Source organism: Georhizobium sp. MAB10 (assembly GCF_045012825.1).
In the GTDB taxonomy this organism is placed as follows: domain Bacteria; phylum Pseudomonadota; class Alphaproteobacteria; order Rhizobiales; family Rhizobiaceae; genus Georhizobium; species Georhizobium profundi.
The window spans coordinates 2,121,881-2,144,260 of sequence record NZ_CP118314.1 but is presented as its reverse complement, the minus strand read 5'-3'; the positions used below and the strand labels follow the sequence as shown (position 1 = coordinate 2,144,260).

Sequence of the window (22,380 nt, the reverse complement as noted above, 5' to 3'; positions counted from 1 at the left end):
TTGCGAATGGCGTCCGCATTAATCCCATTCAAAGCGCTTCAATCAGACCCCGACGCCGAAGATGGACAACGGGGCACCGGCTTAACCACAGAGAGGACCATAATGCGCATTCAAAAGTTCATGCTTGCAGCCTCGGCAGCAACCCTCGCCCTGACGATGGGAGCAGCCAGCGCCCAAGAAGTCGTGCGCATCGGCACCGAAGGCGCCTACCCGCCCTTCAACGTGCTCGAAGCTGACGGCACCCTGACCGGTTTCGACATCGACATCGCAAACGCCCTTTGCGAAGAGATGGAAGTCCAGTGCGAATTCGTGACCTCCGACTGGGACGGCATCATCCCCGGTCTGCTCGCTGGCCGTTTCGATGCGATCATCGCATCCATGTCGATCACCGAGGAGCGCAAGCAGCAGGTCGACTTCACCGAGAAATACTACAACACGCCGCCAGCCATCGCCGTGCCGAACGACAGCGAACTGACCGAAGCGACCGACGAAGCGCTCTCCGGCATCGCGCTCGGCGCGCAGTCCTCCACGACGCATTCGAACTACGCTGAAGAGAAGCTGCCGTCGGCTGATCTGCGTCTCTATCCGACCGCCGACGAGTACAAGCTCGACATCGCTTCCGGCCGGATCGATGCCGTCATCGACGACGTCATCGTTCTCGGTGAATGGCTCGATTCCGAGGACGGCGCCTGCTGCAAGCTTCTCGACACGCTGGAAACCGATCCGGTCATCAACGGCGAAGGCGCTGGCATCGCTGTCCGTCCGGGTGAAGATGAGCTTCGCGAGAAATTCAACGCAGCCATCCTGGCCATCCGCGAAAACGGCACCTACCAGGAAATCAACGACAAGTATTTCGACGTCGACGTCTACGGCAGCTAAGCCCGACGATCATTCGAACTCCATCATGGCCGGCCGGCTCAAAACCGGCCATGATGGCTTTGTGCATCCATCGCGGCATGGATGATGGGGAAACGGGATAGCGGCAATGCTTCAAGCCCTGATGACTTGGCTCGATCCGCTATGCGGCACCCTTGGCATCTTCCGTCTCTTTCCTTCCGACAGCCTGCTTGCCTGTGGCGATACCGGTTGGGGCGACGAGATCGCATCCGGCGTGTTTGTCACCGTGTCCCTTGCACTGGCGACCCTTCCCCTCGGCCTTTTCGCCGGCTTCATGCTGGCGCTCGCCAAGCAGAGCAAGGAAAAGTCGTTGCGGCTGGCGGCCGATATCTACACCACGATCTTTCGCGGCCTGCCTGAACTGTTGACGCTGTTCCTCGTCTATTACGGCGCGCAGATCGGCCTGCAGAACCTGCTCTCGGCCATGGGTTCGTCGACGACGATCGAGATCAACGCTTTTCTGGCCGGCATGGTCGCCCTTGGCCTCGTCTTCTCGGCCTATTCGAGCGAAGTGCTCGTGTCTGCCTTTCACGCAATCCCGAGCGGGCAGTATGAAGCGGGTGCAGCGCTCGGCCTTAGGCGAAGCACGACCATGCGGCGCATCATCATCCCGCAATTGGTGCGCATTGCCCTGCCCGGCCTCGGCAATTTGTGGATGATCCTGTTGAAGGAGACGGCACTCGTTTCCGTCATTGGCCTGGCCGATATCTTGCGCCAAACCGGCATTGCTGCACGCGTGACGCGCGAGGCCTTCATGTTCTTCGGGCTCGCCTGCCTGATCTACCTCGTCCTCGCCATGCTGTCCTCGATCGTCATCCACTACATCGAGCGGTGGGCCGGTCGTGACGAGGCCCGCACATGAGCGTCATCCAGCGCATGCTACCGCCTGAGCCACCTCCGCCTGCATTGGCAGCCGGTTGGTCGGCATCGCGCATCATCGGACACCTCTTCCTGGCGATCTGGATTGCCGGAAGCGTCGCGCTTTTCCTCTTTCTGGTGGGAAGCTACGACAGCCAGAAGATGATCCAGTACGGGCCCGGCTATCTGCGCGGCCTTTGGATCACGCTGCAACTGGTCATCATTTCCGTCGTGCTCGGCGCCATCCTTTCCGTTCCGGTCGCGCTTGGACGCATGTCGACGAACAAGGTGTTCGGCGCCCTTGCCTATGTCTACGTCTACTTCTTTCGCGGCACGCCGCTGATCGCTCAGCTCTTCCTGATCTATTATGGTCTTGGCCAGTTCCGCGGGGCTCTCGAGACGGTCGGGCTTTGGACGTTCTTCCGCGAGCCCTGGTATTGCGCCCTCTTCGCCTTCACGCTCAATACCGCAGCGTATCAGGCCGAAATTCTGCGCGGGGCGATCGCGAGCGTTCCTGTCGGCCAGCACGAGGGTGCTGCAGCGCTCGGCCTGCCCCGCAACGTCACCTTCCGCAAGATCATCCTGCCGCAGGCGATGATGGTGGCGCTTCGGCCCTACGGCAACGAGATCATCTTGATGATCAAGGGCTCGGCGATCGTTTCCATCATCACGGTCTTCGATCTAATGGGCGAAACGCGGCGCGCCTTCTCCCGCACCTTCGACTTCCAGACCTATCTCTGGGCCGCCGTTTTCTATCTTCTGATCGTGGAAGCGCTGCGCAATTTGTGGGCCGTCTTCGAACGGCGGCTCACGCGTCATCTCAAACGTTAACTGCCTGAAAATACGGTATAAAAGAATTTCCTCAAATTGCGTACAGCCGCGAAAATGCTTGAAATGCCATGTCTTCTGGGCGATGGATGATTACTGGGATGTTCATGTGATTTGAAAAATCGAGGGACGCGCTTTTACGGACACAACTTCCCGCTCCTCGGTCACTCTACCTGGCTGTCGAGATCGTTTCCGACTTTTGCCGATCGACTTGTCGTCGCCGGCACTTGATATCGAAAGAAAGCGCGCGTGGCTTCTGCGGAATTCGAGAGATTTGGGGAGCTGTTCAACGCAATCCCCAGCCCTTATATGGTACTCGACCCACAGCTGCGTTACGTCGCGGCAAATCCAGCCTACTGCAAAGCGACCGGCAAGAGCCTGGATGCCCTGCTCGGCAACTGCCTCTTCGATATCTTTCCAAACGATGGGCCGGCAGGGCGCGATCTTCGCGATTCGCTGAATCGCGTCTTACGTAGCGGCAAGTCCGACACGCTGGCGCACATCCATTACGCCATTCCCAATGCCAAGGGTGATGGGTTCGACGACCGCTATTGGACGGCCATCCACTTCCCCATCCATGATGAGGAAGGGACGGTGACACACGTTGTGCAGAACACGGTCGATGTGACGGAGTTGCATCGCCTGCGACGCTCGACCTTCGTGCCGTTCCGAACTGTTGGTCTCGAAACGGCCCTCATCCGTCGTGCGCAGGAGGCCGAAGAAGCACAGAAGGCGCTTCTTGAGGAGAACAACGATTTCCGCCGCCTGTTCAACCAGGCACCAGGCATGATCGCGGTTCTCTCTGGTCCCGAGCATGTGTTCACCTTCGTCAACGAGGCCTACACCCGCTTTGTCGGCCGCCGAAATCTGGTCGGGAAACCGGTGCGCAAGGCTTTGCCGGAGCTGTCAGGTCAAGGCTTCTACGAAATGCTCGACAGCGTGTATCAGACGCGCGAGCCGATCAGCCGTGAAGCCGCGCGCATCGTGCTGCAGCAGGAAAAAGGCGGACCGGAGAGCGAAGCCTTCCTCGATTTTACCTATCATCCCATCTTCGACAGCGCTGATCAGGTCACCGGTGTCTTCGTCCAGGGGCTGGACCGCACGGAGAGCGTAAAGTCGGCGCGTGGCCGCGAGTTGCTGCTCCGCGAACTCAACCACCGCGTCAAGAACCTCTTCTCTGTCGCGATCTCGATGGTCACCATGACGGCGCGCAACGCGTCGACGCCAAAAGAGATGGCCGGGATCCTCACCGGGCGCCTCAGCGCTTTGTCCCACGCGCACGGCATGGTCATGAACGATGCCGGGTCCGATGCCGACGGCGGGCGCATCGCCTTCCACGATCTGGTCGAGCGGATCATGGCGCCACATGTCGACGCCGAAGGTTCTCGGATGAAGATCGAGGGCCCGTCCATCGTCCTAGGCTCAAAGGCCGCGACCAGCATGGCGCTTGTCATCCACGAAATGGCGACCAATGCCGCGAAATACGGTGCTCTATCCACCTCAGAGGGACGCATCAGTGTCGAATGGGAAACCGACAACGATGTCTTCCGTTTGAATTGGAAGGAAACCGGTGGGCCCATAATCCGATCGACGCCCGAACCCAGCGGTTTCGGAAGCCGGCTCGCCAAAATCAGCGTCGAAGGACAGTTGGGCGGCAAGCTGGAATTCGCCTGGCCACCGGAAGGCGCACAGGTTGCAATCGCTTTTCCGCTAAAGAACGCCGCGCTTTAGGCCGGAAGCTGCGCTGGCTTAAGGTTCAGCGAGCAGCTGCGCGCAATTCCGCAGGCGTTACGGCGTCTGCATCATTGTTGTCGTTGATCACACCGAGCAGATGGCGCAGCGCGTCTTTGACGCCTGAGACCGTGTATGGCTTCGATATGATGCCGTATGCGCCGACCAGATCTTCTGGCAAGGCGGCCCGATTGGCCGTAACGAACACAACGAGTGCGTTTGTGTTCTCAACTGCGAAGCGGGCAACATCGACGCCGGTGGGCCCGTCCAGAAGATGTACATCGACCAGGCATAGATCCGGTCCTGAGCGCTGAATGACATCGATCGCTTCGTTCTTGCGACCAGCTTGGCCGGCAACGGTGAAGCCGACATCCTCGGCGATCATTTCCAGATCCAGCGCCAGCAGCACCTCGTCTTCGATGATGACGATCTTGCGCGGCTTGCGATGATCAATCGCCATGGGAACCCCCGTTCAGCGGCATCGCGAGTTTCACCCCGCAGTGCCCATCCATATCCGTAAATTCGATGCGGGCTTCGAGCTGCCGCTCGATAAGGCGCATCGTCCATCCCTCAATGCCGTCAAAGGCGCGACGGCATCTTGCTTCCGTCAAATCTGCTGACGAGACGTCAATGACGAGCTTCTCATTCTGCGTGCGCGCACTGATCTCCAACTTGGCGCCGTCGACGATGTCCTCGGTGTTGGACACGAGGCTGCGGACGAACTCGTTGAGCGCGAGTGCCAGCGGGGCCGCTTTACCGATCGGCAGCAGCACCTCTTCCATGTGGTAGATGGGCTCGGAATGCCACCGCGGATGGTTGGTCAGAACCTTGCTCACCAGAATGCGGACGAAGGTGTCGACCCGGAAATATCCGATCGCTTCCTTGTTGTGCTGGTCCTTGTGGGCAAGCCCCAGAGCATCGATGCGCTGATGGAGCCGATTGACCACTTCGCGGGCTTCCGGTCCGAGTTCGCGTCGAAGTTCAAATCCAAGCAGAGAATTGATCAGCTGAAGATTGTTTTTGACGCGATGATCGAGTTCGTTGATCAGCCGCGACCGCTGCGAAAGGAGCCGCATCAGTTCGCCGGTACGATCGTCGATCTGCTGCTCGAGCAACGTTTTCGTCTCGCGCAATTCATCGTTCACAGAATGAAGATCGAATTCCGTCTGCTTCTTGTCACTGACATCGAGCTGCGAGCCGAAGAAGAACTTCACCTCGCCTTCGCTGTTTCGGACGGGCGACAGGAACAACGAATTCCAGAACGGTGTACCGTCCTTGCGGTAGTTCACCAGTTCGACATGGACGTCTTCTTCACGCCTGATCGCTTGCGAAATGCGCTCGACCGCACGGCGGCTCGTATCGGGACCCTGGATGAAGCGGCAATTGTGCCCGATGATCTCGTCGTGGTCATATCCCGTCAATCGACAGAACGCCTTGTTGGCAAAGATGATCGGGTTGTCCTGATCTGCGGGTCCCGTGATGATCATGGCCATACGGGTACCATTGATCGCCGCCGCGAAGGGGTCACCGATGGCATGCTGACTATAGAGCAGCTGTTCGGCAACCTTAGCGTCGGAGATTTGGCGACCCGTTGGTGGTTTACGCCCGTCGATCAACCCACAGTGCCTCGATTATAGAAGCGCCCAGGCCTGGCCCACGGCGTCATCCCGCATGATTGCTGGATCAACTCCCGATCCGTCAAAAGAGTTCCATCGGTGCGTCGATATCGGCACACCTAGAGCAGCTTCCGTGAAAGTCTCTGAAAGCGTTAAGGAATTATTTGCCATGCGCCTTCGACGGATGGCTCATATTTCGTGGGATTCGTGTCTATCCTCAGCCCTTCCACATCGCTCCACGGCTCGGCCAGATCGCTATAGTGGCGAGAGAAGATGTTGCCGGATTGACCCGTCGTGATCATGAAGGTGGATGCGTCCAGATCGGCAAGATCGTAGATCGCACGGTAGCTAGACGCGTGGCGGTTCGCGAACGGGTCGTCCTCGTTCGAAAACACTGTTCTGCCGCGGTCGAGCGTGAATGGTCCACCACCGCTTTCCACTTCGACGTTGAAGATGCGGTTAAGCGGAGAGACCTGGCCAAAAGGCTGGTGCACGCTCACCGCACGGTGTGCTTCGCCCCAGCGCCAGGCACTCCGATCGTCACCATAGCGTCGCTCGATATCGCTCAGGGCACTATCGAGCGCCTGACGCACGATGGCGGCGCAGGTTTCCCTCGCTTCGGTGCCGACATCATTGCACCAGTCGCGACGCGTATTTCCACCGAGAACGTTGGCCATCACGAGGCCGTGCGCCTGGAACCAGCCATCGAAGGCCGAGCCGAGATCATCGGCAAAAATCGCACGCGTCGCCTCGCGAAGCCACGCCATCGCGATGAGCGGCTCGGGGCGCTCCCGCGCCATCTGAAAATCCCAATCGGCCAAAAGCGCGAGAACGAAAGGATCACCCTCGCCTTCACTTTGCGCCATCGACAGCATCATCGGCATCAGCTCGGCGAAAACCGGCGAATAGACGTCGGCTTGCGCTGCGCGCGACAGTTCGACCGTATGCTGGTCTTCGGCATCGACGATGAGTGCATCGACGCGCTGCTGGCGATAGGGCTCGTCCCAGTCGAGCGTCAGCATCTCGGGATAGTCGTCACCGACGATCCGGGTGTTGGCCGTTCCGATAGCGCCGACCTGCGGGTTGATCTCGCGCGGCAGCGCCTCGAAATCGACGAAGCCCTGCCAGTCATAGATCGCGTCCCACCCCGGAACGGGTGCACGGCCCATCACGAGATTGTCGGGGTGACGGACAGGCACCCGGCCGGGTGCGATCAAGCCGATGTCGCCTTGCCGATCTGCAACGACGATCGACTGCATCGGCGTGACGAACCCTTCCATGCCGGCCTGGAAGTCCGAGACGGTCGCGAAGTCCCAGAGCGCGAGGCCAACCGAGATGGTGGTGTCGTCGCGGGCAAGCGCCGTCCATTGCAGTGCCGCTACATGGTCTGCCGGCAGCAGTCGATCTAGGTTGCGGTAGCTTGGCGGCAGAACCGGGCCATGTCTGGTGCTGAGACGCGTGAAGTGATGTGGCTCGGCACCGGAGATTACGATCGTCTCTTCGCGGCTGCCAAACAGCGCCCATCCGTCCGGGGTACGGTAGCGATCCGGCTCACCCGGCCGCACCTGCTCGATGAAGAGGTCCTGTACGTCGGTACCCGTGTTGGTGAATCCCCACGCGACATTGTCGTTGCGGCCAAGCAGCACGAGCGGCGCGCCGGCGAGCGTCGCACCCACGAGGTTCTGCGCGGCCTCATCGTCGGCGCCGTCCACACGCAGATGCGCGAGGTACCAGACCGATGGCGCGCTCAAGCCAAGATGCGGATCATTGGCAAGGATCGGAAGGCCGGTATCGGTGCGCTGGCCGGATACGACCCAGTTGTTCGAAGCGCCCTCACCCGTCATGCCGCCATGCTCGATCAGGCCGAAGGGTTGCGGGCGAAGATCCGCTTCGCGCAGCGGTGCAGCGTCGCGTAGCTCCAGCAAATCGATGAGGTCCGGCAGTGCCGGTGCATCAAGCCCCGGGACGAGAGGCATGAGCTCGGCAATCTCTTCGGGGTTAAGGTCCTGGCGGGCAAAAGCGAGGCGGTTGATCTCGTCGCCGATATTGGCTGCGAGGCCAACGGACATCATCTTGACGACGGCGACGCTGTCGGCGGGCGTCCATGGCTCAGGTTGATGGCCGAGCGCCACGAATTCGACTGGAAGGCGCGAGGCAAAGAAGCGGTTGTCGCGCTGCAGCCAGGCATTCACACCATCCGCATAGCGCTGGAGTGCCACGCGATCGTCCTCAGCCAAGGCTTCGAGCGACGCGACCGATGCATCGTAGATAGCGACACTGCGCAGGAAGATATCCGTATTGAGCGTGGTCGAGCCGAACATTTCGGAGAGGCGACCCTGCGCCGCCATGCGCGCCACCTCCATCTGCCACAGCCGATCCTGTGCGTGGGCAACACCCAGCGCTGCGAAGACATCGTTGCGCGCAGTGCCGCTGATGTGCGGAACGCCATTCGCATCCCTCGCAATCGTGACCGGGCCGCTCATGCCCGCCATCTGGATCGTGCCTGCTGCAGGCGGCAGCGAGCGGGCGAGCCACACGACACCGAGACCAGCGGCGAGAAGCGCCAAGGGCAGCACCGCAAATGTCAGTGCAATGAGGACTTTGAGCGCACGCTTCATTGATCTATTTCCGGTTGGCACCTAAGCAGGTTGGCAACGCGTCTGCCGGCTTGGCTTGAATTTGAATGAGGAGAGAACGCAATGGCGAAAGTCGCTTTCATCGGTCTTGGCGTCATGGGTTATCCCATGGCCGGTCACCTGAAGAATCGTGGTGGCCACGACGTCACGGTATATAACCGCAGCGCCGCCAAGGCGGAAAGGTGGGCCGCCGAGTTCAACGGGGCATCGCGGCCGACGCCGGCCGAATGCGCTAAGGATGCCGATTTCGTCTTCAGCTGCGTCGGCAATGACGATGATCTGCGTGCTGTGACCACAGGTCCCGACGGTGCTTTCCATGGTGTCAAAGCCGGCGCGATCTTCATCGACAACACGACCGCTTCTGCAGAAGTCGCGCGGGAGCTTGCCGCGGTGGCCAGCGACAAGGGCTTCGGTTTTCTCGATGCCCCGGTGTCGGGTGGCCAGGCAGGCGCCGAAAATGGCGCGCTGACCGTGATGGTCGGTGGCGACCAAGCGACGTTCGACAAGGCAAAGCCGGTCATCGAATCCTATTCGAAGATGGTCGGTCGCATGGGAGATGTCGGCGCTGGCCAGCTGACCAAGATGGTCAACCAGATCTGTATCGCCGGCCTCGTTCAGGGCCTCTCGGAAGGCCTGCACTTCGGCATGAAGGCAGGGCTCGACATTGCGGCTGTCGTGGACGTCATCTCGAAGGGAGCCGCGGGCTCCTGGCAGATGGAAAACCGCTACAAGACCATGGTGCAGGGTCAGTACGAGCACGGTTTCGCGGTCGACTGGATGCGAAAAGACCTGTCCATCGTGCTCGATGAAGCACGGCGCAACGGCGCGTCTTTGCCGGTCGCAGCCCTTGTCGATCAGTTCTATGCGGAAGTCCAGAAGATGGGCGGCAACCGCTGGGATACATCCTCGCTGTTGGCTCGCCTGGAGAAATAGCGTTTCCACACAATATTGACACGATATCTGACAAATCGTGTTTACAGGCCGTTAGTAGGGGTATCATACACCAGAAGCAGCCGGGCGGAGAAGCCGCGGCGAACCTGACCACGGATGCTTCTGGTGCTTATCCGATACGATCTCGACACTCTGACCGGAGCCCGACCACAGTTCGAACAAATCGGACTGACTGCGGACGACGTCTGCGATCTGTCCTCCTATTTCCGACGCACCGGTTTTTGGCGCACGGATATCGAGCAGGGGCTCACCTATTGGACGCGAGGCGTCTTCGATATCTTCGGCATGGAGTTTCGCGAAGGCCCCGTGTCCCTTACGGAAGCCAATGCGGCCATACATCCGAACGACCTCGGCGCGATGCTCGAGATGGTCGAGCAAGCCACGATCATCCGGGCGCCATTTCACGCGATCATACGGTTGCGGTCGCGCGAGAGCGAGTATCGCTTCATCCGAACCGTCGGGAAATACCGTGAGACCGAAGACGGCAAACCGGAATTCGTGGGGATGATCTACGAATTCTTCGAGCCGATCCGGACGCTCGGCATGGCTGCGCCGGTCGACGAATGACCTCAGGAATCGCTGGAGCGCCCGCCATCCACCACAAGATAATCGAGCGGTAGCTCCGTCGTGTACTTGATCTGCTGCATCGCGAAGCTCGAGGACACGTCGCGGATTTCGATGCGCTGGATCAGGCGCTTGTAGAAATTGTCGTAGGCTGCGATGTCGGGCACCACCACGCGCAACAGATAGTCGACATCGCCGCTCATCCGGTAAAACTCAACCACTTCCGGAAAGTCCACCACCACTTCCGAAAAGCGCTTCAGCCATTCATGACTATGCGCACTCGTCCGGATCGACACGAAGACCGTGACCTGGGCATTGACCTTCGCCGGGTCGAGTAGAGCCACCCGCTTGCGGATGACGCCCTCTTCCTCGAGCTTCTGGATGCGCCGCCAGCAAGGGGTGGTCGACAAGCCCACCTTCTTGGCAAGGTCGGCCACAGCCAGCGTCGAATCTTCCTGCAGAAGACGGAGAATTTTGCGATCAAGGCGATCCATGGACGGACTTCTCTAGAATGGTTTTGCGCGGATGCCTGGACGCTGCCGACCTGATGGAATGCTGTTCCAAAGCTTCACTGTTCTTGGCTCTAGCACAGCGCTTCTGCCGCCTCAATGCTCCCGCTGATCCACAGCGTGCTTGAGACGTGCGGCGACCTCTTTTTGAAGATGAGGAACCAGCTTCTCGTCGAACCAGGCATTGCGCGAGAACCACGCATTGTTGCGCCAGGAGGGATGCGGCAGCGGGATGATGCATCGCCCTGCCCGCGCGGTTTCTTCGGCGATCTCCTCCCACGACTGGACGACGTCGTGAAGCGACCGGCTGCGCCACTGCGGCAGATGGTAGTCCTGGGCATACCGTCCGACCGCCAGGACGAGATCGATCTGAGGCATGGCGGCAAAGACGCTGTCATGCCAGTTGGCACGACACTCGCGTCTTGGCGGACGGTCGCCGCCCTTCGCATCGAGCCCAGGAAAGCAGAACCCCATCGGCACGATGGAAAACCGCGCCAGATCATAGAACTCATCCTCACCCACCCCCAGCCATGTGCGCAAGCGATCTCCCGACGGATCCGTGAAAGGACGACCGGACGCGTGGACGCGGGTGCCCGGCGCTTGCCCGCAGATGACGATCCGCGCCGTGGACGACAACACGCACACGGGGCGCGGCTCGTGGGGCAGCGGCCGCGCGCGTGGATCCGGACGATCGCGGCAGATGCGGCAAGCCGCGATGCGTTCGCCAAGTGCAATCAGGCTGTCATCGTCGGGTGTGGCCAAAGTGAAGCCGTCAGGCGCGCGCGCTCGGTCGCCCACTGACGCGCTCATGCCAGGCGCGCAGATGAGCAAGATGCTCCGGCATGTCGATCTTCGCCGGCTTCATGAAGCTGACGGAGACCATGGCCGAAATGTCGGCAATGGTGAACCGGTTGCCGGCGATGAAATCGCGGTGTGCAAGTTCACCATCCAGCAAAGACAGGAATTCGGTGACGCGCGGTCGATTGGCTTCGCCCCATTCCTTCACTTGGGGAACTTCCCAGTCCTTCATCGCGGGATGAAGGTGCCTGAAGACGGCCGCGACGGAATTGAGAAAGTGCAGTTCTACGCGCCGGTTCCACATTTCCACCTGCGCTTCTTCCAGACCGCGGTGGCCAAAAAGGTTGGGCTCAGGATGAAGTGTTTCGATGTAGCGGCATATGGCAACGGACTCGGTCAGCACCGTGCCATCATCAAGTTCCAAGACAGGCAAACGCTGCAACGGGTTGAGTTTGCTGAGAGCATCGCTTTTGTGGCCAAGCGCTCCCATGTCGACCGGCACACGCTCGATCTCGATGCCTTTCTCGGCCAAGAAGATCGACACACGCCTGGGGTTTGGCGCCTTGCCCCCATCATAAAGTTTCATGAACCGAACGTCCTCCCAATGCCGCAGGCGAGCTATTTCCCATGCTTCGAGCTAAGTTCTAGGGGCTCGCCGCGATGGCCGCAATCGGATGGCGTGTCTGCGCGGCATCTCCGTCGAAGGGTCTTCTTAATAAATTCTCGTTAACCTTCTCGCACAGAACCGCATGATCCAGACGGACGATGACGATCGCACTCGAGAGCACCGGCGACAAGAATATCGTCGACCGATCACGCCCGCAGCGCAATGCCGGCGTGTCTCAAGCCGTGCGCGCAACCCGTGAACGGCTTCAGTTTCGCCAACCGCTGAGCCACCATTTCGCGCGCGAGATGATGCTGCTGCACATCAATTCGCTGCTGCAGGGCGCCGCAGCGATGCCATTGCTGGTTCTGGCCGCAACAGGCATCAGCATCTATTTCGGCGAATCCTTCGAGCTGATCCCATGGTCGGCACTCACACTGGCCGCCTACGCCATTCTGGTGTTCCTGGCGCGGCGGGCATCAGCGAAAAGCTTCGATCCGGCCACGACGCGAAAGTGGACCATCCGCTTTCTCGTGGCGCATCTGACGATCGGATTGTGCTGGGCGATCTTTGCCTATCAGGATTGTGCGACCTGTTCCGGTCCATCCTTCTCGTTCTACAAGGGCGTCATCCTGCTCGTGGCCCTTGCCGCCTCCGCGATGGCGACATTTACGCTCAAGCGGGCGATCATCGCGTCTTTCGGTCCACCTGTGATTGCTTTTGGCCTCAGTGCCTATCTGCACGGGAGCCCCTACGATCTCGGCATGGCCGCCGTGCTCGGCGCCGCCTTCTGCTACTTCGTGTTCATTTCGAACCGTCTTTATGTTTCCAACCTGACGCTGCTCTCCTTCCAGTCGGAAAAGGTGGCGCTGATTGCAGAGTTGGAAGTGGCGAACGCCGTATCCGACGAAGCACGCCGCCGCGCTGAAGAGGCCAACCTGGCGAAGTCTCGATTCCTCGCCTCCATGAGCCATGAGCTCCGCACCCCGCTCAACGCCATCCTCGGGTTCTCGGAGGTGATGAGCCAGGAGGTCCTGGGGCCAATGCCGAATCCGACCTACAAGGATTATGCCGCCGACATCCACCGCTCCGGCGAACATCTGCTCAACCTCATCAACGAGATCCTGGACCTGTCGAGGATCGAGGCCGGCCGGTACGATCTGACCGAGGAGGCCCTGTCGCTTGTCGAGATTGCAGAGGACTGCATCGGCATGGTGCAGCTGAAAGCACGCAGCAAGCACATCGACATTCGCGCACAGGTCGAGCCGTCCCTGCCGCTCGTCTGGGTGGATGAACGCGCGATGCGCCAGGTGGTGCTCAACCTGTTGTCAAATGCGGTAAAGTTCACGCCGCAAAACGGCATCGTCACAGTCAAGGTCGGCTGGACGGCCGGTGGCGGCCAGTATCTGTCCGTGGTCGATGACGGCCCTGGCATCCCCGAAGAAGAAATACCGATCGTGCTGTCGGCATTCGGGCAAGGTTCCGTCGCCATCAAAAGCGCTGAACAGGGCACCGGGCTGGGCTTGCCGATCGTTCAAGCCATCCTCGCAAAGCATGGCGGTCAGTTCGTGCTGCGCTCGAAGCTGCGCGAAGGCACGGAAGCGATAGCGATCCTTCCGCCGCGGCGCGTCTTGCAAAGCATTCCGCCCATCGACGACGACAGCATCTACACGACGAAGCAGAAGAAGCCGGTTTTTGCTTGAAAGCTTGGCCGATCAACGGCTCGGGACACACTTGTTCTTTACACGACGGCGCACGCGCCCACATCATGAAGTTCTGACATCCAGCTGATTCGCTTGGACTTCCATGCATTCGACGCCCGCGACTTTCGACCAGATGCGCGAGGGGAGCCTCATCCAGTATGGGGCTCTGCCCTATCGGCTGCGCAGACCCGGCGTCGTCGATTACCTCGTGGTCACATCACGGGGAACCGGTCGCTGGATTCTCCCCAAGGGCGGCCTCGTCAAAGGCAAAACGGCGGCTCAGTCGGCTGCGCAGGAGGCGCTGGAGGAAGCGGGCGTGCGCGGCAGGCTGCATGGCGAGCCGATCGGCGTCTACCGCACGACGAAACAGCGTCCACGGCCCATCTCGGTGACCGTGCTGCTCTTTGCGCTGCAGGTGGAAGAAATGCTTGAGCGCTGGCCCGAGCAGGGTCAGCGCATCCGCAAATGGGCTAGTCTGGCCGAATTGAATGAGCTTCTGACCGACGACGGTGCGGCCCAACTCATCGCCAAGTTCGATCGCATCATGCGCATCGACATTTCCGGCCAGTCGACGCGCAACTGACCGGTGCGACCTCTAGCGGTCAGTGCCGCTCGTAAAACGCGTTTCCGCCCGCCTCGAGCCGATAATGCATGTTCTTGTAAGGGAAGGTCAGGCCAGCCATGTGGAAAAACTTGGCGGCTTCCAAGTCCGGATGACGATGGCCGTCGAGGACCTTGTCGGCGGCAGCGACGACATCCGGCACCTTTTCCCGCGGCAGTTCGCGAGAAAGCACGCCGGGGGCGAACTGGTTCTTCTGACCGACGACCTCGCAGATCGTGTCGGGGAACTCATCCGCCTCCACGCGGTTCATGACGACAGTGCCGACGGCAACGAGACCTTCTTCACTGGACCGGTTGGATTCGAAAAAGATCGCGCGCTCCAGGCACTCGCGCTCTTTCTCGCTGTAGGCCACTGGCGCCGATACCGGTGCAATGGAGCCCGTTGCCATTTCGTCGATCGCGTTGCCCGCCACGCAGCCGCTGAGTGACACGACGATTGTGATCCCTGTAATGGCGCGCACGCCCAAAGACCGGCCAATTGCCAGCTGATCGCCCATGAAAAACCCTCTTTACGCAAAACTGGGCTCCTGCTGCCGGCCTAATGAGGCGATAGAGTGACAAGAACGCAGAAACGCCCTTCGCAAATTTACTTGCGTTTGTTTTCAAGTCATGCATACGCTCAAGCTGTTCGGGATGTGCTGACCCGGAGACTGGACTGACGTTCTTTCCCCGTACGTGACTGCTCGACACCGCCGCGGATCGCGGCCTGGCCATCCGCGCGATAGGCGTGCGGCGGTCGGAAACAACCGGGAAAAGGACCCAGTACCATGGCTCAGACGGGCACCGTGAAGTTCTTCAACACTGACAAAGGCTACGGCTTTATCACTCCTGATGGCGGTGCAAAGGACGTTTTCGTCCACATCTCCGCTCTCCAGGCCTCCGGCATCGCGCATCTGAACGAAGGCGATAAGGTCTCCTTCGACACGGAAGCCGACCGTCGCGGCAAGGGTGACAAAGCAGTCAACCTGCAGCAGCTCTAAGCGCTGATACTTTCGGCCGGTCTTCGGACCGGTCCGGCACACATGAAAGGGCGACCCTCGGGTCGCCCTTTTTTGTTGAGCTATCAATGCCTTCGCGAAGCGTCAAACGACAAAGGGCGGCTCGAAAGCCGCCCTCGATTGGATTGGGTCAAAGATTTCCTGAGTCTCAGCAGGGACCCTGAGCAACGACGCGGAAGCCGGAATTGTCCGCTTCGCATGCATTGCCGAAGGTCTGGAACTGCGGACCGCGACGGCCGCAGACCGGCGCATATTCGCGGGTGCAGATGCCGGGGCCGCCAGGGCGACCAGGTCCGGGACCACCGCCCCAGCCGGGGCCAGGGCCACCAGGACCACCCCAGCCTGGACCAGGCCCCGGCCCACCAGGGAAGCCGGGACGCGGTGGCGGGCCAGGCCGGCGACATTCGCCATCGGCCACGATACGGAAGCCTTGGGCACGCGCCACGCACTGGTTGGGCAAAGTCTCGAGCCGGCCGTTGCGATCGCCGCACACGGGCGCGTAGATCTGGGGACAAACCTGCGGTCCGGGCGGCGGCCCGGGAGGACCGGGCGGGTACGGACGTGGGCCGTCCTCTACGACGACGCAGCCCGACAGGATCGACAGAAGAACAAGCGAAACACCTACCGATTTTGCGGAAAGAAACGACATACAGAGCCTCCTCGCTCGGCGAAGGCGAAGAGACATCTTCGCTCAGCGAGAAATGCTACCGCTGTCCGGTTGTAGGCGCAACAGACCTCACGCAGCCAGACGGCTATCGAGCCCTTCCATTGCCGCGAATGCTTCGCCGATGACCTCGGGACCTGCCCCACGCTGGCTGGAGCGCTCCGACAGGATCTGCCGAAAACGTCGGGCACCAGGAACACCCTGGAAGAGGCCGATCATGTGGCGCGTGACGTGCACCAGCCTGCCGCCTGCCGCCAGGTGGCGGGCGGCGTGCTCCATCATTGCATCCCGCACGTCCGCCCAATCCACCGGCGCCAATTCCTCGCCATAGATTAGCCTGTCAACGTCAGCCAGTTGAGCCGCATTGTGGTAAGCAGCCCTGCCCATCATGACACCATCGACATGGCGCAGATGCTCGGCGGCCTGATTCAAATCCTGAACGCCGCCATTGATCCCGATGAAAACATGCGGGAATTTTTGCTTGAGCCGATAGACGCGGTCGTAGTCGAGCGGCGGGATATCCCGGTTTTCCTTGGGGCTGAGCCCTTGCAGCCATGCCTTGCGGGCATGCACCCAGAGCGCATCTGCGCCGGCGTCCAGAACAGCCGACGCGAGCGCATCAAGCGCTTCTTCCGGGTCCTGGTCATCGACGCCGATCCGGCATTTCACGGTTACCGGGATTGACACGGCGCTTCGCATCGCCGCGATACCGTTGGCGACGAGTTCGGGCGTCTGCATGAGGCAAGCACCGAAAGTGCCTGACTGGACCCTGTCGGACGGACAGCCACAATTCAGGTTGATCTCGTCATAGCCGAAATCGGCGCCGATCCTGGCCGCTTCGGCGAGCTTGTCGGGGTCCGATCCCCCGATCTGAAGCGCGACGGGATGCTCGACTGGATCGAAGCCGAGAAGCCGGTACCGGTCTCCATGGATCACGGCATCGGCGACGACCATCTCGGTATAGAGCAGGCTCCGCTTCGTCAGCAGCCGATGGAGAAAGCGACAGTGCCTGTCAGTCCAGTCCATCATGGGTGCGACGGCGAATGTATGCTGGGGGTAGGTCATGGCCTGCCTGGCGGAATTTTGAAGGTTCTGCCGCTCGGTAGCGGCTACTTTGAGGCTGACATATCGGTGATAAGGGCCGCGACGGCAAGTCTGGTGTCAGACGGGAGCGGATGGCTTGATGGTGGCTTCGGCAGCCAGCAGTTCCCCATCCGCGCGCCCCTCGATGCCGGCGGCGTTGGCTTCATCCGTATCGATGTGCATTTCGGTGAAGGCGTTTGGTGAGACGCGGACCAGTGTTCCGGACAGCGTCAGGGCGCGATCGCCCTGCCCGACTCGAACATCGACTTCATCGCCATCCTTCAGTCCAAGCCGGGCGGCGTCCGTCGGATTGGTATGGATGTGCCGTGCGGCGATGATGAGCCCGTCGCTGTCGATGGCGCCAGCCGGGCCAATGAGGCGAACGACCGGTGTGCCATCGAGCTTGCCGCTGTCGCGCACCGGCGGGGCGATGCCGAGCGCGAAGCCGTCTGTTCGCGAAATCTCGATCTGGGTTCTGGCACGCAGCGGGCCGAGGATTGCGACATTCTCCAGCCGGCCGCGCGGTCCTTCAAGCGCCAGGCGTTCCCTGGCGACCCAATGGCCCTGCTGGCGCAGCTGACCGGCCGGGCTCAGGCTGTAGCCGGTCCCGAACAGAGCATCGACCGCATCCTGATCGAGATGCACGTGGCGCGCGGAAATCGCGACCGGAACCGTCAAGGCGCCGTTGGCTGGCGCTTTTAGTAACGCGCTGACTTCACGCGCGATCATCAGTTGCTCCGCCGTTTCGGTGACGAGAACGCGAACGCGCGAGCCGTATGCCTGGATCTGCGGCGCGGCATGATCGGTGAGATCGACATGTCCGTTCCGTTCGGTGTCCAGCATGAGCCCAAGAAAACCGAGGCCCTCGCAGATGCGTCGGCGCATTGCGGCGGAGTTCTCGCCGATGCCGCCGGTGAACACCAGCGCATCGAGCCCACCCATGGCGGCCGCGTAGGCGCCGACATATTTGCGGGCGCGGTAGGCATAGATTTCGATGGCAAGCTGCGCCGCCGCATTGCCCGTTGCGGCCATCTCCTCCACGTCCCGCATGTCGGCGGTCCCGGTGAGGCCCTTCAAGCCGCATTCTTCATAGAGCGCCTTTTCGACGGCTTCTGCGTCGAGCCCGAGATTACGCTGAAGATAGCCGAACATGCCGGGGTCGACATCTCCCGAACGCGTGCCCATGACGAGCCCCTCGAGTGGCGTCATGCCCATGGAGCTGTCGATGCTCTCACCGAGCTGGATGGCGCAGGCGCTCGCACCATTGCCGAGATGAAGGCTGATCACCCTCAGGTCGCGGAGGTTCTCGCCGAGCGCTTCGGCCGCGCGTAACGCGACGTATTTGTGCGATGTTCCATGGAAGCCGAAGCGCCGCAGCCCAGCCTCACGCCACGCGGCTGGCACGGCATAGGTCGTCGCCTTCGGCGGGTTCTTCAGATGGAAGGACGTGTCGAAGACCGCGATCTGCGGTTTGTCCGGCCATGTCGCCTTGGCCTGACGGACCCCAGCGAGGCCGCCGGGGTTGTGCAAAGGTGCAAGCGGCGTGAGCGCCTCGATGGCTGCGATGACCGGTTCGTCGATGATTGCCGGAGCGACAAACCTTTCGCCTCCATGGGCGATGCGGTGGCCAATGGCGTCGATCGCGCCGAGGTCGAAGCGCTGAAGGATAGCGGGCACAGCCGCGATGGCAGCCTCGAGCGCGGTCGCATCAATGTCTTCTCGGCTCTCCCGACCATCGACGACAAGCGTCAGTTCCGCCGAGGACCGGCCGAGCCGATCCATCGTCGCCTTGAGGCGATGGCGGATCGCAGCGCCATCCATGTCGAACACACCGAACTTGAGACTGGAGCTGCCCGCGTTGAAAACGAGGATACGCAAGATGGATCAACTCCCCAGGGGCAAGCGGTTGTGTCCGGTTATCGGATGGCCGCTTTCAGTGGGTCGAGCAGGTGGCGCAGAGGCCACGCAGTTCCACCGTCGTCTTGCGCGGCTTGAAGGCGCGTTCGCGCATCCATGTCCCAAGCCGCGTCTCGATCTCGGCGTCGGAAAACTCCTCCACCTGCCCGCAATTCTCGCAGATCGCGAAACCGATCATGCCGTGGCTCGCGCAGTGCGGGTGCGCGCAGGCAATGAAGGAATTGAGGCTTTCGAGCCGATGGACGAGGCCGAGTTCCTGCAGCTTGTCGAGTGCGCGATAGACCTGGAGCGGCGCCCGAAAGCCCTCGTCGCGAAGCTGGTCGAGGATCGTGTAGGCGCTCAAAGGTCCGTCCGCACTGCTCAGCGCATCGAAGACGAGCTTCTGGTTCTTGGTCAGATCGCTCAGTGGACGTTCGTGAACGTGGCTGGTCATCGGCGACCTCCCTCCTGCGGCTGTGGCCCGGATCTGCGAAGCACCGGCGCAATCTGGCTGACGAGGAACAGGGCAAGCGCGGCAACCACGATCGACGGTCCCGAAGGCGTATCGAACTGCAACGAACCGAACAAGCCCGAAACGACGGCGACAACACCGATCAGCGAAGCCATGACCGCCATCATTTCCGGCGTGCCGGAGAAACGACGCGCGGTCGCTGCAGGGATGATCAGCAGCGAGGTGATGAGCAGGATGCCGACGATCTTCATGGCGATCGCGATCAGGAGCGCCATCAGGAGCATGAAGGCGACGCGCGCGCGTTCCGGATGCATGCCTTCCGCTTCGGCAAGCTCGGCATTGACCGTCGAAGCCAGCAGTGGGCGCCAGAGCCAGGCGACGCCGGCGAGCACCAGCGCGCCGCCACCCCAGATGAAAGCGATGTCCGTACGCGAGACTGCGAGGATATCGCCGAAGAGGAAGCCCATCAGGTCGATGCGCACCCAAGTCATGAAGGCGACCATGACGAGGCCAAGCGCCAGCGTCGAATGCGACAGGATTCCGAGCAGAGCATCCGTCGAGAGCGACTGGCGCCGCTGCAGGAGCAGCAGCGCAGCCGAAACGAGCGCCGCGACGACGAAGACCCCGACCATCAGGTTGATGTCGAAGAGAAACGCGATGGCGACGCCGAGCAGCGCCGAATGCGCCATGGTGTCGCCGAAATAGGCCATGCGCCGCCATACGATGAAGCAGCCGAGCGGGCCGACCGTGATGGCCACGCCGATACCGGCAAGCAGCGCGCGGGTGAAAAAGTCATCGAGCATGGTGATGCCCCTTGTGCCCATTCTCATGATTGTGGGCCGCAACCGGCGCGCCATCGGCATGATGATGATGCTCGCCGGCATGGTCGTGGTGATGGCCGTCATCGGGATGGCAATGGTCCGTGACGGAACCATCCGCATGCCTGACCCGACCGTCGGGCAGATGGGTGTGGTCGTGGTTATGACTGTAGACCGCCAAGGTCGAAGAAGCGCGCGCGCCGAACAATTGCAGATATTCCGGGCTCTTCGCCACGATCTCCGGCGCACCGCGGCAGCACACATGGCCGTTGAGGCAGATGACCGTATCGGTTTCCGCCATCACCACATGCAGATCGTGGGAAATCAGCAGAATGCCGCAGCCGGTCCTATCACGGATCTTCTTGATCAGGTCGTAAAGCTCGATCTCGCCGGAAAAATCGACACCCTGCACCGGCTCGTCGAGAATGAGGAGATCCGGGCGGCGCACCATGGCCCGCGCCATCAGTGCGCGCTGAAACTCGCCGCCCGAGAGATGCTGGACTTCAGCATCGGCCAGGTGAGCAATGCCCACAGCCTCGAGCGCCTGATCGATTTCGGCGCGAGCCCGGTTGCCGGTCAGCGTCATCAGCCGTCGCACGGACAAGGGCAGCGTCCAGTCGATGGCGAGCTTCTGCGGCACGTAGCCGATGGTCAGATCGGCTTTGCGGGAAACAGTGCCCTCGTCCGCCTTCATCAACCCGATGGCAGTCTTGGCCGTGGTCGACTTGCCGGAGCCGTTCGGACCGATCAGCGTGACGATCTCACCGGGCAAAATGGTGAGATCGACGCCGCGCACCAACCAGCGCCCGCCGCGCCGGACCCCGACGCCGCTCATCTCCACAAGGTTTGTCCGCTGCACCATCAACCCTTTCGATGCGCCATTTCGGCGCTTGTCACCGCATATGGCACACGTTATAGCGTTACACAAGAAATGTTATATGATTACAAGCTGCCTGGAAACTGAGGGACAAGCATGAAATCTTCCGCACTCATCGCATCGTCGGCCGCCGCCTTCATGGCAGCGACTGCCCTGACAGCCTCCCCCGCCTTGGCGCTTGACGGTGTCGTCACGTCGATCAAGCCGATCCACTCGCTGGTCGCAGGCGTCATGGAAGGCGTGGGCGAACCGGAACTTCTCGTCAAGGGCGCCGCGTCCCCACACACTTATACGCTGCGCCCATCGGATGCAGCCATGCTTCAGGACGCGCCGCTCGTATTTTGGGTCGGTCCAGGGCTCGAGCCATTCCTCGATCAGCCGCTCGACACGTTGAGCGCCAATGCGCGCGTGGTGACGCTGGAACAGACTGAAGGCATGACGCGGCTTGAGTTCCGCGAAGGCGGCGCCTTCGAGGCTCATGATCACGGTGACCATGGGGATGGTCATGCCCATGAAGAGCACGCGCACGACGATCACGACCACAGCCATGACGATCATGATCACGGCGATGATGACCACGGCAACAACGAGGACCATCATCACGAGCAGAGCCACGATCACGCCGAGGAAGCAGGCGCTGCGCACGATCACGGCCACGAGGACCACGCGGCTCACGACCATTCCAGCGATGGCCATGCGGGACACGATCATTCCGGCACGGATCCGCATTATTGGCTGGATCCCGAAAATGCCAAGCTGATGGTCGGCGTGATCGAGGCCGCTCTGGCCGATGCCGATCCGGACAATGCCGACACCTATCGCAGCAATGCAGAAGCTTTGACGGCACGGATCGACGAGCTGTCGACCGAAATCGCCGCGACCGTCGAACCGGTTGCCGATCGGCCCTTCATCGTCTTCCACGATGCCTACCACTATTTCGAGAACCGGTTCGGTCTCCGGGCTGCCGGCGCGATCACGATCAGCCCGGAAGTGGCGCCGGGTGCGGAACGCATCTCCGAACTGCGCCAGCGCGTCAACGAGCTGGATGCCGCCTGCGTTTTCGCCGAGCCGCAATTCGAGCCCCGGATCGTCAATGTCGTGATCGAAGGCACGGATGCGAAGGCCGGCGTGCTGGATCCCGAAGGCGCGGAAATCGCCGATGGGCCGGATCTCTACTTCGAACTGCTCCGCAACATGGCGACGTCTTTTACGACATGTCTCGGCGAAGAAAGCTGATCGCTGCGCTTCAGTGACAT

Annotated in this window: 22 protein-coding genes and 1 pseudogene; 10 read left to right on the top strand and 13 right to left on the bottom strand. The window is 61.2% G+C overall.

What is annotated here, in order from left to right:
• Positions 1-102: 102 nt before the first annotated feature.
• The 4 genes from PU133_RS09995 to PU133_RS09980 all read left to right on the top strand — a co-directional run bounded on the left by PU133_RS09995 (position 103) and on the right by PU133_RS09980 (position 4,314).
• Positions 103-879 carry an ABC transporter substrate-binding protein gene (locus PU133_RS09995; RefSeq protein ID WP_404861609.1) on the top strand — a complete coding sequence of 259 codons (777 nt, stop codon included), beginning with the start codon at positions 103-105 and terminating at the stop codon, positions 877-879.
• Between the two features lie 106 nt (positions 880-985).
• On the top strand, positions 986-1,759 hold the full coding sequence (locus PU133_RS09990) for an ABC transporter permease (protein ID WP_404861608.1): 774 nt from the start codon (positions 986-988) through the stop codon (positions 1,757-1,759).
• Complete coding sequence (locus tag PU133_RS09985) at positions 1,756-2,586, top strand: ABC transporter permease (protein ID WP_126009993.1); 831 nt, start codon at positions 1,756-1,758, stop codon at positions 2,584-2,586. The genes PU133_RS09990 and PU133_RS09985 overlap by 4 nt, the downstream gene beginning before the upstream one ends.
• Positions 2,587-2,832: 246 nt before the next feature.
• Positions 2,833-4,314, top strand: coding sequence for a sensor histidine kinase (locus PU133_RS09980; RefSeq protein WP_404861607.1), 1,482 nt, complete (start codon positions 2,833-2,835; stop codon positions 4,312-4,314).
• A gap of 25 nt (positions 4,315-4,339) precedes the next feature.
• Here PU133_RS09980 and PU133_RS09975 read toward each other — a convergent pair whose 3' ends face one another.
• The 3 genes from PU133_RS09975 to PU133_RS09965 form a co-directional block, all read right to left on the bottom strand.
• Positions 4,340-4,774, bottom strand: a complete 435-nt coding sequence (locus PU133_RS09975; RefSeq protein ID WP_404861606.1) for a response regulator — start codon at positions 4,772-4,774, stop codon at positions 4,340-4,342.
• Positions 4,764-5,807, bottom strand: coding sequence for a PAS domain-containing protein (locus tag PU133_RS09970; protein WP_404861605.1), 1,044 nt, complete (start codon positions 5,805-5,807; stop codon positions 4,764-4,766). Before PU133_RS09970 ends, PU133_RS09975 begins: the two co-directional genes overlap by 11 nt.
• A gap of 275 nt (positions 5,808-6,082) precedes the next feature.
• Positions 6,083-8,548, bottom strand: coding sequence for a penicillin acylase family protein (locus tag PU133_RS09965; RefSeq protein ID WP_404861604.1), 2,466 nt, complete (start codon positions 8,546-8,548; stop codon positions 6,083-6,085).
• An 81-nt stretch (positions 8,549-8,629) separates the two neighbouring features.
• Here PU133_RS09965 and PU133_RS09960 point away from each other — a divergent pair, with 81 nt between their 5' ends.
• Together PU133_RS09960 and PU133_RS09955 are read left to right on the top strand one after the other, a co-directional pair.
• Positions 8,630-9,499 (top strand): NAD(P)-dependent oxidoreductase, encoded by an 870-nt coding sequence (locus PU133_RS09960; RefSeq protein ID WP_404861603.1) that lies wholly within the window; start codon positions 8,630-8,632, stop codon positions 9,497-9,499.
• Positions 9,500-9,622: 123 nt separating this feature from the next.
• Positions 9,623-10,084, top strand: a complete 462-nt coding sequence (locus PU133_RS09955) for a PAS domain-containing protein (protein ID WP_404861602.1) — start codon at positions 9,623-9,625, stop codon at positions 10,082-10,084.
• Positions 10,085-10,086: 2 nt separating this feature from the next.
• On the opposite strand, the gene PU133_RS09950 is transcribed toward PU133_RS09955, so the two are convergent.
• From PU133_RS09950 to PU133_RS09940, 3 genes are all read right to left on the bottom strand, one after another.
• Positions 10,087-10,575, bottom strand: coding sequence for an Lrp/AsnC family transcriptional regulator (locus PU133_RS09950; RefSeq protein WP_126009986.1), 489 nt, complete (start codon positions 10,573-10,575; stop codon positions 10,087-10,089).
• Between the two features lie 111 nt (positions 10,576-10,686).
• A complete protein-coding gene (locus PU133_RS09945; protein WP_404861601.1) occupies positions 10,687-11,400 on the bottom strand; it encodes a uracil-DNA glycosylase family protein in 714 nt (237 codons plus the stop codon).
• Positions 11,363-11,974 (bottom strand): glutathione S-transferase family protein, encoded by a 612-nt coding sequence (locus tag PU133_RS09940; protein WP_404861600.1) that lies wholly within the window; start codon positions 11,972-11,974, stop codon positions 11,363-11,365. Before PU133_RS09940 ends, PU133_RS09945 begins: the two co-directional genes overlap by 38 nt.
• 179 nt (positions 11,975-12,153) lie before the next feature.
• On the opposite strand from PU133_RS09940, the gene PU133_RS09935 reads away from it, so the two are divergent.
• Complete coding sequence (locus tag PU133_RS09935) at positions 12,154-13,695, top strand: sensor histidine kinase (protein WP_404861599.1); 1,542 nt, start codon at positions 12,154-12,156, stop codon at positions 13,693-13,695.
• A 103-nt stretch (positions 13,696-13,798) separates the two neighbouring features.
• The gene (locus tag PU133_RS09930; RefSeq protein WP_404861598.1) at positions 13,799-14,278 is read left to right on the top strand and encodes an NUDIX hydrolase; all 480 of its coding nucleotides are present in this window, start codon (positions 13,799-13,801) and stop codon (positions 14,276-14,278) included.
• 25 nt (positions 14,279-14,303) lie between these two features.
• Here the strand turns inward: PU133_RS09930 and PU133_RS09925 are convergent.
• Positions 14,304-14,705 (bottom strand): annotated as a pseudogene (locus PU133_RS09925) (cell wall hydrolase); the annotation flags it as partial.
• Positions 14,706-15,083: 378 nt separating this feature from the next.
• Here PU133_RS09925 and PU133_RS09920 point away from each other — a divergent pair.
• A complete protein-coding gene (locus PU133_RS09920; RefSeq protein WP_126009980.1) occupies positions 15,084-15,296 on the top strand; it encodes a cold-shock protein in 213 nt (70 codons plus the stop codon).
• 166 nt (positions 15,297-15,462) lie between these two features.
• On the opposite strand, the gene PU133_RS09915 is transcribed toward PU133_RS09920, so the two are convergent.
• The 6 genes from PU133_RS09915 to PU133_RS09890 all read right to left on the bottom strand — a co-directional run bounded on the left by PU133_RS09915 (position 15,463) and on the right by PU133_RS09890 (position 21,109).
• On the bottom strand, positions 15,463-15,963 hold the full coding sequence (locus tag PU133_RS09915) for a Kazal-type serine protease inhibitor domain-containing protein (RefSeq protein WP_404861597.1): 501 nt from the start codon (positions 15,961-15,963) through the stop codon (positions 15,463-15,465).
• An 87-nt stretch (positions 15,964-16,050) separates the two neighbouring features.
• Positions 16,051-17,043, bottom strand: coding sequence for a tRNA dihydrouridine(20/20a) synthase DusA (gene dusA, locus PU133_RS09910; RefSeq protein ID WP_404861596.1), 993 nt, complete (start codon positions 17,041-17,043; stop codon positions 16,051-16,053).
• A 96-nt stretch (positions 17,044-17,139) separates the two neighbouring features.
• Positions 17,140-18,939: an acetate/propionate family kinase gene (locus PU133_RS09905; RefSeq protein ID WP_404861595.1), complete on the bottom strand. Its 1,800-nt coding sequence runs from the start codon at positions 18,937-18,939 to the stop codon at positions 17,140-17,142.
• Positions 18,940-18,994: 55 nt separating this feature from the next.
• On the bottom strand, positions 18,995-19,411 hold the full coding sequence (locus tag PU133_RS09900) for a Fur family transcriptional regulator (RefSeq protein WP_404861594.1): 417 nt from the start codon (positions 19,409-19,411) through the stop codon (positions 18,995-18,997).
• Positions 19,408-20,232, bottom strand: a complete 825-nt coding sequence (locus tag PU133_RS09895) for a metal ABC transporter permease (RefSeq protein WP_404861593.1) — start codon at positions 20,230-20,232, stop codon at positions 19,408-19,410. The genes PU133_RS09900 and PU133_RS09895 overlap by 4 nt, the downstream gene beginning before the upstream one ends.
• Complete coding sequence (locus PU133_RS09890) at positions 20,222-21,109, bottom strand: ATP-binding cassette domain-containing protein (RefSeq protein WP_404861592.1); 888 nt, start codon at positions 21,107-21,109, stop codon at positions 20,222-20,224. The genes PU133_RS09895 and PU133_RS09890 overlap by 11 nt, the downstream gene beginning before the upstream one ends.
• Before the next feature lie 111 nt (positions 21,110-21,220).
• Here PU133_RS09890 and PU133_RS09885 point away from each other — a divergent pair, with 111 nt between their 5' ends.
• A complete protein-coding gene (locus tag PU133_RS09885; RefSeq protein WP_404861591.1) occupies positions 21,221-22,360 on the top strand; it encodes a zinc ABC transporter substrate-binding protein in 1,140 nt (379 codons plus the stop codon).
• The last annotated feature ends 20 nt before the right edge of the window (positions 22,361-22,380 follow it).